At 46.3% G+C, this 16,828-nt stretch carries 14 protein-coding genes; 12 read left to right on the top strand and 2 right to left on the bottom strand.

Annotated elements, in window-relative coordinates:
* The first annotated feature begins 58 nt into the window (after positions 1 to 58).
* Complete coding sequence (locus tag C0033_RS03995; RefSeq protein ID WP_242984406.1) at positions 59 to 292, top strand: hypothetical protein; 234 nt, start codon at positions 59 to 61, stop codon at positions 290 to 292.
* A 207-nt stretch (positions 293 to 499) separates the two neighbouring features.
* On the top strand, positions 500 to 1,504 hold the full coding sequence (locus C0033_RS04000; protein WP_103226587.1) for a tetratricopeptide repeat protein: 1,005 nt from the start codon (positions 500 to 502) through the stop codon (positions 1,502 to 1,504).
* 367 nt (positions 1,505 to 1,871) lie between these two features.
* On the opposite strand, the gene C0033_RS04005 is transcribed toward C0033_RS04000, so the two are convergent.
* Positions 1,872 to 2,816: a helix-turn-helix transcriptional regulator gene (locus C0033_RS04005; RefSeq protein WP_103226588.1), complete on the bottom strand. Its 945-nt coding sequence runs from the start codon at positions 2,814 to 2,816 to the stop codon at positions 1,872 to 1,874.
* A 142-nt stretch (positions 2,817 to 2,958) separates the two neighbouring features.
* Between C0033_RS04005 and C0033_RS04010 the strand changes: the two genes are divergently transcribed.
* The 4 genes from C0033_RS04010 to C0033_RS04025 all read left to right on the top strand — a co-directional run bounded on the left by C0033_RS04010 (position 2,959) and on the right by C0033_RS04025 (position 7,631).
* On the top strand, positions 2,959 to 4,317 hold the full coding sequence (locus tag C0033_RS04010; protein WP_103226589.1) for an MATE family efflux transporter: 1,359 nt from the start codon (positions 2,959 to 2,961) through the stop codon (positions 4,315 to 4,317).
* Between the two features lie 15 nt (positions 4,318 to 4,332).
* Positions 4,333 to 4,455: a hypothetical protein gene (locus tag C0033_RS27595; RefSeq protein ID WP_278320739.1), complete on the top strand. Its 123-nt coding sequence runs from the start codon at positions 4,333 to 4,335 to the stop codon at positions 4,453 to 4,455.
* Positions 4,456 to 4,467: 12 nt separating this feature from the next.
* Positions 4,468 to 5,046, top strand: coding sequence for a sugar O-acetyltransferase (locus C0033_RS04020; protein WP_103226590.1), 579 nt, complete (start codon positions 4,468 to 4,470; stop codon positions 5,044 to 5,046).
* 71 nt (positions 5,047 to 5,117) lie between these two features.
* Positions 5,118 to 7,631, top strand: coding sequence for an ATP-binding cassette domain-containing protein (locus C0033_RS04025; RefSeq protein WP_103226591.1), 2,514 nt, complete (start codon positions 5,118 to 5,120; stop codon positions 7,629 to 7,631).
* Positions 7,632 to 7,859: 228 nt separating this feature from the next.
* Here the strand turns inward: C0033_RS04025 and C0033_RS04030 are convergent, their stop codons facing one another.
* Positions 7,860 to 8,180 (bottom strand): hypothetical protein, encoded by a 321-nt coding sequence (locus C0033_RS04030; RefSeq protein WP_103226592.1) that lies wholly within the window; start codon positions 8,178 to 8,180, stop codon positions 7,860 to 7,862.
* 207 nt (positions 8,181 to 8,387) lie between these two features.
* On the opposite strand from C0033_RS04030, the gene C0033_RS04035 reads away from it, so the two are divergent.
* The 6 genes from C0033_RS04035 (at position 8,388) to C0033_RS04060 (ending at position 16,811) form a co-directional block, all read left to right on the top strand.
* Entirely contained in the window at positions 8,388 to 8,843 is a 456-nt protein-coding gene (locus tag C0033_RS04035) for a MarR family transcriptional regulator (protein WP_103226593.1), read from the top strand.
* Positions 8,815 to 10,143: an MATE family efflux transporter gene (locus tag C0033_RS04040; RefSeq protein WP_103226594.1), complete on the top strand. Its 1,329-nt coding sequence runs from the start codon at positions 8,815 to 8,817 to the stop codon at positions 10,141 to 10,143. Before C0033_RS04035 ends, C0033_RS04040 begins: the two co-directional genes overlap by 29 nt.
* 303 nt (positions 10,144 to 10,446) lie before the next feature.
* Positions 10,447 to 11,826 (top strand): extracellular solute-binding protein, encoded by a 1,380-nt coding sequence (locus C0033_RS04045; protein ID WP_103226595.1) that lies wholly within the window; start codon positions 10,447 to 10,449, stop codon positions 11,824 to 11,826.
* A 96-nt stretch (positions 11,827 to 11,922) separates the two neighbouring features.
* Positions 11,923 to 12,789 carry a sugar ABC transporter permease gene (locus C0033_RS04050; RefSeq protein ID WP_103226596.1) on the top strand — a complete coding sequence of 289 codons (867 nt, stop codon included), beginning with the start codon at positions 11,923 to 11,925 and terminating at the stop codon, positions 12,787 to 12,789.
* Positions 12,789 to 13,625, top strand: coding sequence for a carbohydrate ABC transporter permease (locus C0033_RS04055; protein WP_103226597.1), 837 nt, complete (start codon positions 12,789 to 12,791; stop codon positions 13,623 to 13,625). The genes C0033_RS04050 and C0033_RS04055 overlap by 1 nt, the downstream gene beginning before the upstream one ends.
* A gap of 27 nt (positions 13,626 to 13,652) precedes the next feature.
* Positions 13,653 to 16,811, top strand: a complete 3,159-nt coding sequence (locus C0033_RS04060) for a glycosyl hydrolase (protein WP_103226598.1) — start codon at positions 13,653 to 13,655, stop codon at positions 16,809 to 16,811.
* Positions 16,812 to 16,828 lie beyond the last annotated feature (17 nt).

The following is a 16,828-nucleotide window of genomic DNA, read 5'->3' on the forward strand; positions in this document are numbered from 1 at the left end:
GCAAGGGGGGATGATCCGGGGGCTATGGACATTCCCCCTGCAGACTGTCTAAGAGAGTGTGTCAGCTATGGCAGCGGCCCGCAGAGGCGGCGCTTTGCAGGCCATTGATGCTATGAATCATTTTTTCCTGAATCATGAAATGTATGTGGTTGGCTCAACTTATTGGAATATGGCCTACGGTCAGATGCCGGGCGATGTGGAGAAGGATCAGGAAGGTCTGGAGAATATGAGAAATCTCGGACAGAATATGGCGGGACTTTTAAAGGCACTGAGTAACCCAAAGTTGGATTAATAAGAAAATCAGCACTATGTTTGCCTGTCATGGAGATTTCCTTAAATATTTGGGAACATACAAAACTTGTGACTGCCCCTTCCTTGTTTTACTAATGAGAAAGTGTTTCATGAAATACAGTGATTAAGCAGGACATCCATTGAAAGCGTATGTAATAAATGATACCATGATATTACTGGTATCTGAAGTCGCGGAAGGTGGAAATATATGAAAAAAGTCAATCGAATTACTAATAAAATTAGGCTGCTTATGGGAATTTTCTGTTTATTTCTGTTAATTGGCTGCCAGAAAAGTCCCGAAGAAGTTATAAGAAAACAGTTAGAATTAGGCCATAGGTATTTGGAAGAGATGAAGTACGAAGAAGCCGTTATTGCATTTAATAAGGTGATTGAGATTGATCCGAAAGTAATGGAAGCATATGTGGGTGTATTAGATGCCCGCATAGGATTGGGAGACGTAGACGAAGCAGTTGGCATATTAGAAATATTATATAAAAGTTTTCCGGAGAATGATCTAAAAGAGGAATTAAAAAACACATGTGAACTGGTAAGCACAGAATTTTCGGATGATTATGAGAGGTGCATAGAGGTTTATAAGAGAATTCTTGAAATAGAACCTGACTTGGAAGCGGTGTATCTGGATATGTCAGAATTATATGAGAAACAGGGAATGTTAGATGAAGCAGTTACGGTTTTGACTTCCGGAAAAGAAAAATGTAATGAGAAAGAACAATTAACTGAAAAAGAGGGCGAATTAAAAAAGAAAATCAAAGAAAAGTTATTCTCACTGATTCGGGAGAAATTTTCAGAAGAACCGATGGGAATCTCATATGATGATTTTGACCTGGACGGAAGGCATGAGATATTTGCATATGGTTTATCTAACGATGCATTATCTTATAGTGTTTGGTTTTGTGATCAATCAGGAAAACAGTGCGAAGAAATTTACAAATTTGCAGTTAGTGACATGTCTGAATATTCTGGTAATGGATTTTTTCGTCCAAAAGATAAGGATGGAAAGCTTTACTTCTGTCCGGTAATTACCATTAATGATAATTTTGGGGATACTAATCACAACATGTTAAGACAATATTATATTTTTGGAATCGCAGATCAAAAACCCGCTCTTTTATCTTTTGATGAAAATGTCAATATTCCCCAGGCTGATATTTTGCCGTATCTGGAAAATGTAATAGGAAAATTCAATTCATAAAATGGGGAATAGGCAGGTCCCTTGATGCATTGCCCCTGGTAAATGTGAAACCATATTAATTAAAAGGCATATCGGATAGAAATATCTGGTATGCCTTTTTCAGCACAATCCGGCAATTAAGAAGAGACCGTTTATTATCTATTAAACTGGGCGGAGAATATATCAGCCGGAGTATTATATGTTTTTAAGCCCCTTCTATAGCAAGCAAGTTCCCTATTTGCCGTCTGTTTCTATATTTGTACCGGTCAAGTCAGGTTCGATTACTCCGGATATTATTACGTGAATCAGACAGAGAACTTGAGTTAAACACATAGCCAAAATCCGTCTCTGGTTGTGCATCATCATTTTAGAACGAGATAAGTCCGCATTAATTGATATATTCCCGCGGCGAAACCCCGTAATACTCCCGAAATGCCTTATAAAAATTACTGCTGTTGCTGTACCCCAGCATCAAAGCGATCTCATTGACTGCAAGATCAGTGCCTTTCAACAGAATCGCGGCCCGTTCCATTCGCTGCGAAAGCAGGATTTCAGAAAATGATTTTCCCAGTTCCCGGTGCAGCAGGGTGGAGATGTAGTTTGGATGGTAAGAAAAACGTGCCGCAATATCCTTTAGCGTTACCTTGTCAAAATGTTCGCTTATATATTGGGCAATCCGGTCTGATAGGTTATCCGCAGGAGGCTTTTGATTCGTAAAGGCATACTGGCGTGCCACCTGCATCAGGAATGCCAGAACCAGGGGCTTTAATATGTCCTGCGTATCCTCGCATTTATGGGCATACTCGATCACCATCATTTCCAGAAGTGTGCGGATGTTACAGTCGTCCTCGATTTTGAAATGAAGATATTCTTCAGAGAAACAGTTTGTGGAAGGATCGAGAAAAAAATGGAACAGTCCGGAATTAGCCGACAACAAGGGCAGGAAAGAGCGGAAAAATGTTTCCCGGCGGATCAGCACGCCAATGATAATGGTTTCCTGATTATCGTGCACACATAAAGCGTGCCCGGCAAACGGCTGTCCTGCATACAATTCCCGTTCACGGATCGTAATCCGGTTGTCGTATTTATAGCTGAGAGAATCATATTCCCCTTTGTAAGTGTAATTAAAGTAAAAAAAATCATGACGGTGAAACAATTCCTGAACTCCGTCGCTTTTATGGACGCAGATCAGAATATTTTCCTGTTCCGGACCGGGCCAGCAATACATCTTTTCACTCTGACTGCCGACCGGAAAGTCATGATAGGTCCAGTCAAGCCCGGAGAACTGTTCCTGTAAAGCTTCGATTGATGATGAAAGTATTTCGGTTGTCATTGGATAACCTCCTCCCTTAATAGCTCTATACTACTATAGAATATTATAAATTACCACAGCTTCTGTTAAGTTTTAGCGCTGATTTTTAAAGAGAGTCCGGCTATACTGATTGTTACGCAATGAAACAACAGGAGGTTATTGAATGAAACCAAAAAAATGGAGTGATAAAGACACCGTCTTTTACAAAAAACTGTTTTTGTTAGTATTGCCAATCGCCTTTCAGCAATTCATGCTGGCGGCAGTCAGCGCGTCTGATGCGCTGATGCTGGGATTTGTAAGTCAGGATTCCCTTTCCGCAGTATCGCTGGCCGGGCAGATTACCTTTGTATTCAACCTTTTTATGGGTGGTCTGACGATGGGGACAAGTATTTTGGCAGCGCAGTATTATGGAAAAGGGGATATGAAATCCATTGAAAAAATATTTGCTTATGTCACAAAAGTATCTTTCCTTATATCTGCCGCTTTTTTTCTGGCTGCTCTTTTTATCCCGGAAACCCTGATGCGGATTTTTACAAATGAGCCGCAGCTTATATCCGGTGGAATTATTTATCTGCGTGTTGCAGCGTGGTCATATTTATTTACCGGTATCTCCCAGATTTATCTGTGCATTTTGAAAAACACAGGTTATGCCGTTAAAAGTATGGTAATCGGATCAACCGCCGTGGTAATCAATATCTTCTTGAATGCCGCCCTGATCTATGGGCTGTTGTTTTTCCCCAGAATGGAGATTGCGGGTGCGGCCTTAGCCACATCCGTCTCAAAGCTGATAGAAATGGGATGGGCCTATGTGGAGTCCCTGCGGGAAAAAAGAGCCAGACTGCATATAAAATATTGCTTTCAATCAGAGAAAAATCTTGTGCGGGACTATTGGAAATATACGCTGCCGATGCTTGGCGACTATCTGGTGTGGGGGTGCGGCTTCACTGCATATTCCGTTATCATGGGCCACTTGGGCAGCGACGCTGTGGCAGCCAATTCCATTGCCAATATTGTCAAAAACCTGATTGTCAGTTTTTGCACAGGACTTGGAAACGGCGGCGGTATTATAGTAGGCAACGAGTTAGGTATGGGGAATTTAAAGAGGGCGAAAGAATATGGAGGCCGCCTTTGCAGGCTTGCGGTTATAAGCGGTGTATTATCCGGTGTGGTATTAGTAGCGCTTACCCCTGCCATCGTAAAGGTCACCACGTTAACGCCCCAGGCAACGGGATATCTGAAATGGATGCTGATTCTGTGCGCCTGCTACATGGTTGGAAAATCCATTAATATGACAACCATAGCCGGAATATTTCCTGCGGGCGGCGATTCGAAGTTTGGCCTGGTCTGCGATGCAGTCACAATGTGGGCATTTGCGGTTCCTATTGGTTTTTTAGGGGCATTTGTGTGGAATCTGCCGGTAGTAATCGTATTCCTGATTATTAATCTGGATGAAATCGTGAAGCTGCCGGCGGCAATCCTCCATTACCGGAAATACGGATGGCTTAAAAATCTTACGAGATAGAACTGCCGCCGCGGAATGATTGTGCCGGGTGCTTATGACCGGGTATTGGAACTGCGTCCTGATTTACCGGAAATTTCGTATATTGACGGCACTCCGCTATTTGATGAATATAACGAATGGCTGGAAAACCAGCGATAAGGAGGAAATGAGATGACAGAACTTGAAAAATTAAATGCCGGACTGGAATACGATTTTTGGGATGCAGAGGTAGATGGCCTAAAAATTCATGCCCTAGAATGGTGCCAGAAACTGAATGCCATTCCGATGCACAATACGGAAGAACGAACGGCGGCCCTCCGGGCCCTGTTTGGCTCTGCCGGGGAAAATGCCATCGTCCTTCCGGTTTTCAACTGTGATAATGGCAGAAACATTCATGTGGGTAAGAATTTTCTTGCGAATTATAATGTGACCATTTTGGATATTGCTCCGGTTCGGATTGGAGATTATGTCATGATCGGCCCGGGCACATTGATAACTACGGTGAATCATCCGCTTTCCCCTCTTGGCCGCCGCAGGCACCTTGGCATTGCAAAGCCCGTCAGCATTGGCAGTGATGTGTGGATTGGCGGCAGAGTTACCATTTTACCTGGTGTTACCATCGGAAACAACGTGGTGGTTGCCGCAGGCGCCGTTGTCACAAAGGACATTCCGGATGACTGCGTTGTAGGAGGCGTTCCTGCCAAGGTGATCCGAAAAATAGAAAATGATTTAACCGAAAAGGTGATATAATAAAAAGATACAAATAAAATTGCAGGATCGGTGAGCAAAAGATGGATGGACAAAGGGAAAACAATCAAACAATGTACGAGGGAAAAAAGATTCCCAACCGGATTCAGGTCCGGAATGCAAGAGTACATAATCTGAAAAATGTGGATGTGGATATCCCGCTGAATCAGATTGTGGGAATCGCAGGAGTTTCGGGTTCCGGGAAATCATCGCTGGCGCTGGGGGTTTTGTACGCCGAAGGATCGAGGCGTTATCTTGACGCGCTTTCCACGTATACCCGCCGCCGCATGACCCAGGCGGCCAAGGCACAGGTGGATGAAGTACTTTATGTACCGGCGGCACTGGCGCTGCACCAGCGTCCCGGTGTGCCGGGCATCCGCAGTACATTTGGAACGGGCACAGAGCTTTTGAACAGCCTGCGTCTGATGTATTCCCGTCTTTCCAGCCATTGCTGCCCGAATGGGCACTATCTGCGGCCGTCGTTGGCTGTGGCGGCAGGACAGGAACTGGTCTGCCCTGAATGCGGGGAGCGCTTTTTTGCTCTTTCGGCAGAGGAACTGGCTTTTAACAGCCAGGGAGCCTGCCGCACCTGCGGCGGTACCGGAGTGGTCCGCACGGTCAACCAGGCTTCGCTGGTGCCGGACGAATCGCTTACCATAGACGAAGGCGCGGTTGCACCGTGGAATACCCTGATGTGGTCTCTGATGACGGATGTGTGCCGTGCCATGGGAGTGCGCACCGACGTGCCGTTTTCCCAACTGACTGAGAAGGAGCGTGAAATCGTTTTTCACGGCCCGGCGGAAAAGAAACATATCTTCTATAAGCCAAAGAATGACAGCAATCAGGCGGGAGAATTGGATTTCACCTATTTTAATGCAAACTATACCGTGGAAAATGCCCTTGCCAAGGTGAAAGACGAAAAAGGCATGAAGCGGGTGGAAAAATATTTGGAGCAGGGTGTGTGCCCGGAATGCGGCGGCTCACGGCTTTCCGAAGCTGCGAGAAAGCCTAAACTGCGGGGGATTTCTCTGGATGAAGCATGTACGATGACCCTTGATAAAATGGTATCGTGGGTGGCCGGAGTGCCGGAGTCTCTGCCTGCCGAGATGCAGCCTATGGCAGAAGCGATCTGCGAATCGTTCCGGTCGGTGGCCAAACGACTGATGGATCTGGGCCTTGGCTATCTGAGCCTTGACCGCGCTGCCGCCACGCTTTCCACCGGGGAACGGCAGCGGATGCAGCTGGCGCGGGCGGTTCGGAACCGCACTACCGGAGTTTTATATGTTTTGGATGAGCCGTCTATCGGCCTGCACCCGTCTAATATCGTTGGACTTACCGGCGTTATGCACGATTTAATTGCGGACGGTAATTCCATTGTGCTGGTCGATCATGATACGCAGATTCTGTCGGAAGCGGACTGGATTGTCGAAATGGGGCCTGAAGCAGGCGAGGATGGCGGCCGTGTTATCGCGCAGGGTACCATTCCGGTGTTGAAAAAGGACCCGGTCTCCCAGATTGGCCCATTTCTTTCCGGTGAAAATAGAATCCGGGTGAGGAAGCGGCTCCTGCCGGAGGAACTGTTTGAGTTAGGGAAGATTCATCTGTCCACCGGTGAGATTCATACGGTAAAACCGTTAGAGGCTGATATTCCAAAAGGAAGGATGACGGCCATAACGGGCGTGTCCGGTTCCGGCAAGACGACATTGATCTTAGAAAGCCTGATCCCCGGACTGGAAGCGGTAATAGCCGGGAAAAAGCTTCCCGGCCACGTAAAGGAAATATCAGCAGAGGGAATACATCAGGTCAAGCTGATCGACGCGGCGCCGATTGGCATAAACGTGCGCTCTACAGTGGCTACCTATGCAAACGTACATGATGAACTGAGAAAAATATATGCAAAAACCCCGGACGCAAAAGCACAGCAATATAAGGCGGGCGATTTTTCCTACAATACCGGCGGGCTGCGCTGTCCAACCTGCGACGGTACAGGAACCATCAGCCTGGACGTGCAGTTCCTGCCGGATGTAGAAATCCCCTGTCCGGAGTGCCGGGGCTCCAGATATGCCGGAAAGGCGGAACGGATCAAGCGCAAAAATAAGGCCGGCAAAGAATATTCTCTGCCGGAGATAATGGCTATGGATGTGAAGCACGCGTTGGAAGCATGCGGGGATTTAAAATCAGTACACCAGCGCTTGCAGGTTTTAAAAGATCTGGGGCTTGGCTATCTCACCCTTGGCGAAGCAACGCCCAGCCTATCCGGCGGCGAAGCCCAGCGGCTCAAACTGGCGTCTGAAATGGGCAGGCAGCAGGCGGGGACAGTCTTCGTATTTGATGAACCCACAATTGGGCTGCATCCGCTGGATATCCGCACCCTGCTGACTGTTTTTGACCGGTTGGTGGAGTATGGCGCTACGGTTATTGTAATCGAGCATGATTTGGACGTCATCTCAAATTCGGACTATATCATCGATATGGGACCCGGGGGAGGTACGGACGGAGGGCGCATCATTGCTGCCGGAACACCCGATGAAGTTGCCGCCAATCCGCAGAGCATTACCGGTATGTATTTAGAGAAACATAAACTTTAAAGAAAGAGATGAGGGACACTTGAAAATGGCGGCAGGAGGAGAAGACCGCTATATTACAGTGATGAAGGATACCAGGAATGTAATTCCATCCTTTTCGCCCTTTTTATTTGGATAAATAATCCCTTTATCAGTTTCCGTGGAGATTGATAAAGGGATTATTTTCGTGTTGAGGCTGGCAGAGAAAACAGAGAGATGGCTTGCTGGTTGCCTGGAAGGAGGAGCTAATAATTATTGTACGCTTCTGCTCCGGGTGATATATTCTATAAATTCTTTTTCATAGGCATCCAGCTCATCTATATCTTTAAATTCAATCCCATATTTCTGAAATATAACATCGTAATTATAATTCCCGCCTTCAAAATCGACCCAGTAGAAGCCATTGCTTTCATACAGAGCGATATTTCCTAAGCCATTGTCAGAATGCAGTTTGATCCAGTATTGATGGCCGTATTTTGATAATCCGGCGTCATCGACGAAGACGCCGTTTTGCTCCCAGGCCGTTCTTTTGGTTAGATACCAGGCTTCGAATTGTTTGAAGATTTTGTCCATGTTTTATACACCGCCATTCTTGCATTGTCGCTTATTATGTATAATTGTGTGATCAGATTAACATAAAAGGGAGAGGCTGTCTATTTGAATCAAAGGAATCATTCGCTGTTTTGTAACAGTTTTTATACCCTCTTGACAATAGTCCTAATCCGTACTATAATATATGAAAGTACGGATTAGGACTAAAATTCATATCAGGAGGTTACTATGGAAATTCGAGAACAGATTAAACTCGTAAACACCGCTTTAAGCAAAACTTTGGATTTATACAGGATATGGGCGAAGATGCACGATTTAAATTATAACGCGTTAGTTGTCTTATATACTCTGGACGATTACAAAACATGCACTCAAAAACAGATCTGCCAGTGGTGGGCGCTGCCTAAACAGACCGTACACGGCATTTTACTGGATTTTGAAAAAAAGGGATACATCTCAATTTCCGCGAATGAAGAGAATAAGAGGGAACGCCTTGTTTCATTTACGGAAAGCGGAGAGCGATATGCCGCTTCCATATTGGACCCGCTTCACAAGATGGAAGAAAACGCCATGAAAAGGCTGGGAGGAGAGATGGTCAATCAATTGATCGCATGTAACACGGCATATTTTGATATATTAGAGGAGGAAATTCGTGATGGATCATACATTGGCGAAAAAGTTTAAATTCACTTCGCTGTTGTCATTTGCGATTCCCAATGTGATCATGATGATCAGTCTGTCCATGTACATTATTATCGACGGCATGTTTATCTCAAGGCTGTTGGGGACAACAGCATTATCTTCTGCAAACATGGTTTATCCTGCCATCAGCCTTGAGATGGCCATTGCGATCATGATTGCAACGGGAGGAAGCGCCATCGTCGCCAGAAAGCTGGGCGAGGGGAAAGAAAAAGAGGCGCAGAATGATATGAGTTTCCTGATTGTGACAGAACTGCTGATGGGCGTGACAGCTGCTGTGGCCGGTATCCTATTTATTGATGATATCATATCATTTCTGGGGGCGAGCCGGATACAATTTCCGCTATGCGCCAAATATGCCAGGATATTATTTATGTTTGCGCCTGCATTTTTTCTTCAGACTGCATTTCAGACTTTTTTAGTAACTGCGGGCAAACCTGCATTGGGCCTGATTGTTACGCTGATGGCAGGAGCGGTAAATATGGTTCTCGACTATATTTTTATGGCGGTATTCCATATGGGAATCGAGGGGGCGGCACTTGCTACCGGATTGGGATACTGCGTCCCTGCGGCTGCCGGTTTGGTGTATTTCTTTACGGATAAAGAGAATCCCCTGCATTTTATTTGGCCCAAAGCGGACTGGAAAACGCTTTTTCTTTCCTGCTTCAACGGTTCGTCGGAGATGGTGACGAATTTGGCCAACGCTGCAACCACTTTTTTATTTAACTATACTTTTTTAAACTATTATGGAGAAGATGGAGTTGCCTCCATTACGATCATCTTATATTTTCAATATATATTTACCGCCCTTTATTTCGGATATTCCAACGGAATTGCTCCGATCATCAGCTTTAAGTATGGAAAAGGGGATAAGGAGCAGCTGCGGGAGATATTCAGAAACAGCATGTTGTTTTTAGTTGGGAGTTCAATCCTTTCGAATATTCTCATTCATTTGACGATTGCCAAGTCATTAACTGTTTTCACTCCGGCAGGCAGCCCTGTTTATGATATTACACTCCGCGGTTTTTCTATGTATTCGTTAGCGTTTGTGATCATGGGATTCGGTATTTTTGCTTCCGCTTTGTTCACTGCATTTTCTGATGGAAAAACGTCGGCGGCCATATCCTTTTCCAGGACATTTTTGTTTATTGTGGGGGCAATTCTGGTTCTTCCAAACCTGCTCGGTGAAACGGGAGTGTGGATCGCTGTGCCGGCGGCGGAACTGTTAGGGCTGTCTGTGGCTGTATTTTTTTTAATAAAGAAAAAAGAATATGGTTATGCTTAGGAATGAGGCCCGCTGCAGTTTGTTCTATATATTTATATTATTGACTGTTTATATGATTAAAATAACAGAGTTTCATTCCGCATTAAATCTAACATGCAGCCGGAAAAACGGGGAAGATGGGCCTAGGTCCTTCTTTCCCGTTTTATGTTTTTGATTTTAGATGTGAAGAAACTGGTAATTATATGTACTCGGCAGCCTCAAAATGATACTATTTTTATATCGAAATTTACATAGAACCTCAAGGCATTTCGCGAAATGCCTTCACGCTTTATGTAAAAAACAAAAGAAAGGCAGGAGATAGGTATGATGAAAAGAATGTTGGCGGCAGCGCTCAGTGCATCTATGGTATTAACCACGCTGTCAGGATGTTCCGGTCAGAGCAAGGCACCGGAGGAAAAGACAACCGCATCAGTTGAAAATACGGCGGCATCTGCTTCAGAAACCAAAGGGGAAAAACCGTCAGAGGCCGGAGAACAGGGCTTTGAAGGCCAGACACTGACTGTGACGATCTCCACGATTGATGGGGAGATCGATGCCATTACCGCTCAGATCAAAGCATTCGAAGAAAAATATGGGGTTACTGTGGACTTGGAGATCCTTCCTCAGGGGGATGAAGGAGAAAACCTGAAATTAGTCCGCATCGCTACGGGAGCTATGGCGGATATCTTTATGAGTGCCGTGGGAGCAAAATTGACGGAATTGTCTCCGAAAGAAAACATTATGGATTTAACCGGACAGCCGTTTCTGGATCATGTAGATGACAAATACCGTTCCATAGTGACCATGGACGGAGCCACTTACGGCGTGCCCATGTGCCCGTCCAATGTGGCTGGCGTATTTTACAATACCAAGGTCTATGAACAGTTGGGATTGGAAATTCCTGAGACTTGGGATGAGTTTTTGAATAACTGCGAGGCGGTAAAGGCGGCGGATATCGTGCCTGTGGCAGCTCCCAATTCAAAAACCAGTTTGAGCCAGATTCCATTTCTGACCAATTACTATTATGTGCAGAAGGAATTTCCTAATTTTGCAGAAGATTATACCAATAAAAAGGTCACGCTTTCTGAGACGCCTGTATTCGTGCGCGGCCTTCAGAAAATGTACGATTTAGCCGATAAAGGTTATTTAAATGAAGACTTCCTGGCTGCTACATCCGAAGACGCAGCTCTGATGCTGGCTGAAGGCACTGCGGCTCATTCCATCATCCGCTCCAATATTTTGGGGACGGTGGCGTCCGTGGCTCCTGAAAATGTGGAAGACATAGGATTTTTCCCGCTTCCGGACCTGAATCCTGATGAGAGGGGCGTATCAACCTGGATGCCTCAGGCTTATCTTGTGAATAAAAATGCGAAGAATCCTGAATTAGCGCTTAAATTTATGGATTTTATCACTTCGGAAGAAGCTTTGGACGCATACTGCGGATACCAGAAACCGACAGGCGCATTTATGCTGAAAGGCGTGGAACTTCCTGACGATGTATATCCCGCTTTAAAAGAAGCTCAGAGCTGGGTGGAAAAGGCGTCTACTCCTGTTATGGAATACTTTTGCACCATTAAAGGCTCCAACCAGGCTACAATCTGTTCCCAGGTCGCATCCGGGGATCTCACCGCCGAAGAGGCTGTGCTTGAAATTGAAAAGGATAATGAAATCGATGCCCAGCAAAAGGGAATTCCTAACTGGTAATCCGATGAACGGTTAAAATCAAATAACTGCTCCCAGCCAGCAAAATCTGTTTATAATTTACCGGCTGAGGGCAGTTTTTAATAAAGGAGACAGTATATGAACTTACAGAATCGAAAGAGCTACAGTTATTGGATGGCTGCGCCGGGGGTATTTATTTATGTGCTGATTTTTGCGATTCCCACATTTGCATCCTTTTACTTTTCTATGACAAGATGGAATCTGATGGATTCCACGTTTATCGGATTGGATAACTTTTTTACTTTTTTCAGCCAGACCAACACGAAGGCGTCTATTGCCAATACCTTTGTATTTGCATTTACCACCAGTCTGTCCAAAGTGATTCTGGGAATGCTGATCGCTTTGGGGCTGTGCAGCAGGATTAAAAGCGCGTCTTATCTGAAAAGCGTTATCTTTTTTCCGACACTTTTGGGAAATGTGGCGGTGGGAATCGCTTTTTCCAGCCTGATGCATCCCACCAACGGGCTGATCAATCAGGCGCTGGCGGCCATAGGAATGGAAAAGATCAAGTGGCTTACAGATGCGGATATGGCGCTCGTCTCCGTTATGCTGGTGGATTTTTGGAAGGGGATCGGCGTGACTACAGTGATCTATATTGCGGGAATCAGTTCCATTTCCCAGACGTATTACGAGGCGGCAGCCATCGATGGGGCCAGCGGCATACAGAAGTTTTTCCGGATCACCCTGCCTCTTTTAGTGCCTTCCATCAACTCGGTTCTCACCCTGTCCCTGATCGGAGGTTTTAAGAATTATGACCTGATCTGGACGATGACGGAAGGCGGGCCGGGATATGCCACAGAGACGCTGGGAACCGTGGTATATAAGCTGTTTGCAAGAGGAAATTACGGTCTGGCGACTGCGGGAAATGTGATTTTGTTCGTGCTGATTGCGCTCATCATCTATCCGGTCAATTCCTATGTTTCTAAGAAGGAGGTGGAGCTGTAATGGTTCAGAAAAAAAGTTTGGCGGCCAGGGTTGGGGAGATTATTGCCGTGCTTTCGACGATTGTTTTGCACTGGATTATATTTTACTTCATTATTATTAATTCATTTAAGCCGAAAAAAGAGGCGGCCAGATTATCCATTGGGCTTCCGAAAGAATGGAATCTGGTTGAAAATTATAAATACATATTCGAATATAATGACCATGTGTTTCTGCTGTCCTTGTGGAACAGTGTGAAGCTGACCGTGCTGTCCATCGGCATCTTGATTCTGGTATCCGCCATGGCAGCGTTTGTGATCCAGAGAAGAAATGACAGGGTGACAAGAATGTCTCACAGCCTGATTCTGGCCGGGCTTATCGTGCCGCCGTCGGTGATTCCGACATATTGGATGCTGACAAAACTCCATGTGGCAGGAACGCTGCCGGGACTGGTGCTGGTGGAGATCGCCACGCTGTTTCCGTTTTCCACTATGCTGTATAAAGGATATATTGCCGGACTGCCCAAGGAGATTGATGAGGCGGCAATTATCGATGGGTGCGGGGCGGTGAAATTATTTTTTCATATCATTTTCCCACTGCTCAAACCCATCACGGCGACGATCATCATTCTGCGTTCCGTGGTGGTTTACAACGATTTTTCCAATCCCCTGTATTACATGTCGGGATCGAAAAATACCACGGTGCAGCTCTGCGTTTACCTGTTCCAGTCCGCGTTTACTACTGACTGGGGGCATCTGTTTGCCGCAGTGGTGACCGTGTCTCTGCCGCCGCTGATTTTATATCTGTTTTTAAATAAACAGATTTTGGAAGGAATGACTATGGGCTCCGTGAAAGGATAAAAGAATCCCATGCAGGAGGAAAATCATATGCTTTATGAGAATAAAAGGGAACTGACAAAAGAAGAATTTGAAAATCCCGGCAAAGAATACCGGGGAGCGCCGTTTTGGGCCTGGAACGGAGAGGTAAAGAAAGAGATCCTGAAAAAACAGATGGAGGATTTTAAAGAAATGGGAATGGGCGGATTCCATATCCATTCCCGGATCGGGTTAAAAACGCCTTATCTGGAAGAGGAGTTCATGGACTGCGTCAGATACTGCAGCCGGTTTGCCAAGGAAAACGGAATGCTCACATGGCTGTATGATGAAGATAAATGGCCCTCCGGCTATGGCGGCGGCAGGGTGACAAAGGAAGAACGGTTCAGAAACCGCTATTTGCTTTTTTCGAAAAAAACGTATGAAGAAGGTCAGATGGTGGAACGGAAGCTTCCGCCCAGAAGGGTCAGCGCGGATGGGAAGGCCCGTCTCTTGATGAAATACCGGGTAAAATTGGAAAACGGCCGGCTGGCCGGCTATGAATCATGCAGGGCCGGGCAGGATTGGACGGAGAACCGGGAAGGAGAGGTCTGGTACGCTTATCTGATCGTGACAAAGGAGCTGTCCTGGTTCAACGATTCCGCCTATGTGGACGTGATGAATCCGGATGCGGTCCGGAGGTTTACCCAAGTGACCCACGATGTTTACGCAAAGGAACTAGGGGAAGAGTTTGGTAAAAGCGTTCCCGCTATTTTTACGGACGAGCCTCAGATGAACCGTTTTGACACGCTTTCTTTTCCGGAAGCGGATGAAGAGATCGGAATACCCTATACGGACCGGACGGATGAACTCTATCGGATGTCCTATGGAGAGAGCATTTTAGAGCGTTTACCGGAAGTGTTTTGGGAAAATGAGGACGGAAAGCCGTTTGCGGCCCGGTACCGGTATCTGGATTTTATATCGGAACAATTTGCCCGGGCTTATGCCGGTACGATTGGAAAATGGTGCCGGGCCCATGGACTTTTTATGACCGGTCATCTGATGATGGAGCCCACATTGGATTCCCAATCGCGGCATGTGGGCGAGGCCATGCGCTCTTACCGGGAATTTGGAATTCCGGGAATCGATATGCTGGCGGACCGTCATGAATACACCACGGCAAAGCAGGCTCAAAGCGCGGCCCATCAGTTTGGCTGCCCGGGTGTGGCCAGCGAACTGTATGGGGTGACCAACTGGAATTTTGAATTCAGGGGACATAAGCATCAGGGGGACTGGCAGGCCGCTTTGGGCGTTACGGTACGTGTACCCCATTTGTCCTGGATGTACATGGGCGGAGAGTCAAAACGGGATTATCCGGCTCCCATAGACGCACATTCTCCCTGGTATAAAAGGTACCGTTTGATAGAAGACCATTTTGCCAGGCTGAATACGGCTCTGACCCGGGGAAAGGCCAGGGTGAACGTGGGGGTGATTCATCCGGTGGAAAGCTACTGGATGTTTATGGGCCCTGATTCTGTAAATGCCGGCAGGCGTCAGGAATTGGAAGAACATTTTGCGGATCTGACGGAGTGGCTGTTATTCGGCCTTTGCGATTTTGATTTCATCTCTGAATCCCTTCTTCCCGTACAGTACGGCGGAGCACAGGACGGCAGGCTGCGCGTCGGAGAGATGGAATATCAGGCTGTGATCGTGCCAGGGCTGGTTACGATGCGGAGTACCACCCTTGAGATATTGAAAATTTTTAAAGAACAGGGCGGAACCATAATTTTTATCGGCCAAGTTCCAAAATATAAGGATGGATCAGAAGACGAAGAGGCGGCACGATTTGCCAAGACATGCAGAAATGTGGGATTTGACCGGTTTGAGGTCGTCAGGGCGGTGAAGCCGTTTTGTGAGATCGAGGTATTGAATGAAAGGCATCTGCCCGAGGAACGCATAATCAGCCAGATGAGGGATGACGGAAAAGAACGTTGGCTGTTTTTAGCCAACGGCAGGATTAATAATGCCATGGAAACCGAGAATCTGGGGCGGCAGGTGAACAATAGGAAAATATCGATACGGATAAAGGGCCGGTTCCGGGCACATTTTTATAATACGATGACAGGAAACATTTCTCAGGCGGAAACCATATGGGAAGGGGAGAATACCAGGATTGATACTTATTTTTATGACCAGGATTCCCTTTTATTCCGGCTGGTTCCGGCAGACAGCAAAGAAATTTTAGAAGAAATGATTGGGGGAGAAAACCTGAAACGGCTGCCGGCGCGGGAGCTTATGGAACGGGGAAGATGCGTCCGCCTGCCTGTATCATGTGAATACAGCCTGGATGAACCAAATGTTTTTTTGCTGGATATGGCAGAATACAGAGTGGATAAAAAAGAATGGCGGGCCCGGGAAGAAATACTAAGGATCGACAGCCAGGTGAGAAAAGAGGCTGGATATAAGCTGAGAACGGATAGTTTCTTACAGCCCTGGCTGGATAAAGGGCCGCAGATAAAGGAGCACCTTGTGGAGCTTTTATTTGAAGTGGAATCAGAAACGGATGTGGAAGAGGTGCTCTTGGCTTTTGAAGGCGATGAGGATGTGACTGTTGAATGGAACGGGGAAAGCGGGAAGGAGAAGCAGAACCGGGGAAGGTATTTGGATGATTCCATCCGTTTAATAAGCCTTGGTAATGTGAAGAAAGGCAAAAACAGATTAAAGGTTACGGTGCCGTTCGGATCTGGTACAAACCTGGAATGGTGCTATTTATTGGGAAATTTTTGCGTGTGGACAGGGGGCGGCCGGTCAGTTATAATGGAAAAAACAAAACGGATTGGGTTTGGAGATTATACCTGCCAGGGATTTCCGTTTTATGGGGGGAATTTTACCTATATTATAAAAACGGATACGCCAAAAGGCAGAGGAATCCTGGAGATTCCCAATTACCGGGGGGCGCTTATGGACGTCTGGGTGGATGGAGAGAGGAAAGACCCTGTTTTCATGGAGCCATTCAGAACTGATTTAGGAGAGCTTAAAGAGGGAACCCATGAAATCCGCATTCTGCTTTACGGCACCAGAATTAATATGTTCGGCCAGCTGCATAACTGCGATGAAAAAGAGGCATATTGGGGGCCTAAGACATGGAGAACAGAAGGAAAGTCCTGGACATATACCCACCGCCTTCATGAGAATGGGATCTTGACGGAACCCCTGCTCTATATCATTGAATAATGGATAAGGACTGCTTC

This window comes from Clostridium sp. chh4-2 (assembly GCF_002899675.1).
GTDB lineage: Bacteria > Bacillota > Clostridia > Lachnospirales > Lachnospiraceae > CHH4-2.

Bases quoted from the DNA above. Each gene is read 5' to 3' on its own strand.
- C0033_RS04005 (WP_103226588.1), bottom strand. From the start codon at position 2,816: ATGACAACCGAAATACTTTCATCATCAATCGAAGCTTTACAGGAACAG.
- C0033_RS04035 (WP_103226593.1), top strand. From the start codon at position 8,388: ATGGAAATTCGAGAACAGATTAAACTCGTAAACACCGCTTTAAGCAAA.
- C0033_RS04025 (WP_103226591.1), top strand. From the start codon at position 5,118: ATGTACGAGGGAAAAAAGATTCCCAACCGGATTCAGGTCCGGAATGCA.
- C0033_RS04045 (WP_103226595.1), top strand. From the start codon at position 10,447: ATGATGAAAAGAATGTTGGCGGCAGCGCTCAGTGCATCTATGGTATTA.
- C0033_RS04050 (WP_103226596.1), top strand. From the start codon at position 11,923: ATGAACTTACAGAATCGAAAGAGCTACAGTTATTGGATGGCTGCGCCG.
- C0033_RS04000 (WP_103226587.1), top strand. From the start codon at position 500: ATGAAAAAAGTCAATCGAATTACTAATAAAATTAGGCTGCTTATGGGA.
- C0033_RS27595 (WP_278320739.1), top strand. From the start codon at position 4,333: ATGATTGTGCCGGGTGCTTATGACCGGGTATTGGAACTGCGTCCTGAT.
- C0033_RS04055 (WP_103226597.1), top strand. From the start codon at position 12,789: ATGGTTCAGAAAAAAAGTTTGGCGGCCAGGGTTGGGGAGATTATTGCC.
- C0033_RS04020 (WP_103226590.1), top strand. From the start codon at position 4,468: ATGACAGAACTTGAAAAATTAAATGCCGGACTGGAATACGATTTTTGG.
- C0033_RS04010 (WP_103226589.1), top strand. From the start codon at position 2,959: ATGAAACCAAAAAAATGGAGTGATAAAGACACCGTCTTTTACAAAAAA.
- C0033_RS04040 (WP_103226594.1), top strand. From the start codon at position 8,815: ATGGATCATACATTGGCGAAAAAGTTTAAATTCACTTCGCTGTTGTCA.
- C0033_RS04030 (WP_103226592.1), bottom strand. From the start codon at position 8,180: ATGGACAAAATCTTCAAACAATTCGAAGCCTGGTATCTAACCAAAAGA.
- C0033_RS04060 (WP_103226598.1), top strand. From the start codon at position 13,653: ATGCTTTATGAGAATAAAAGGGAACTGACAAAAGAAGAATTTGAAAAT.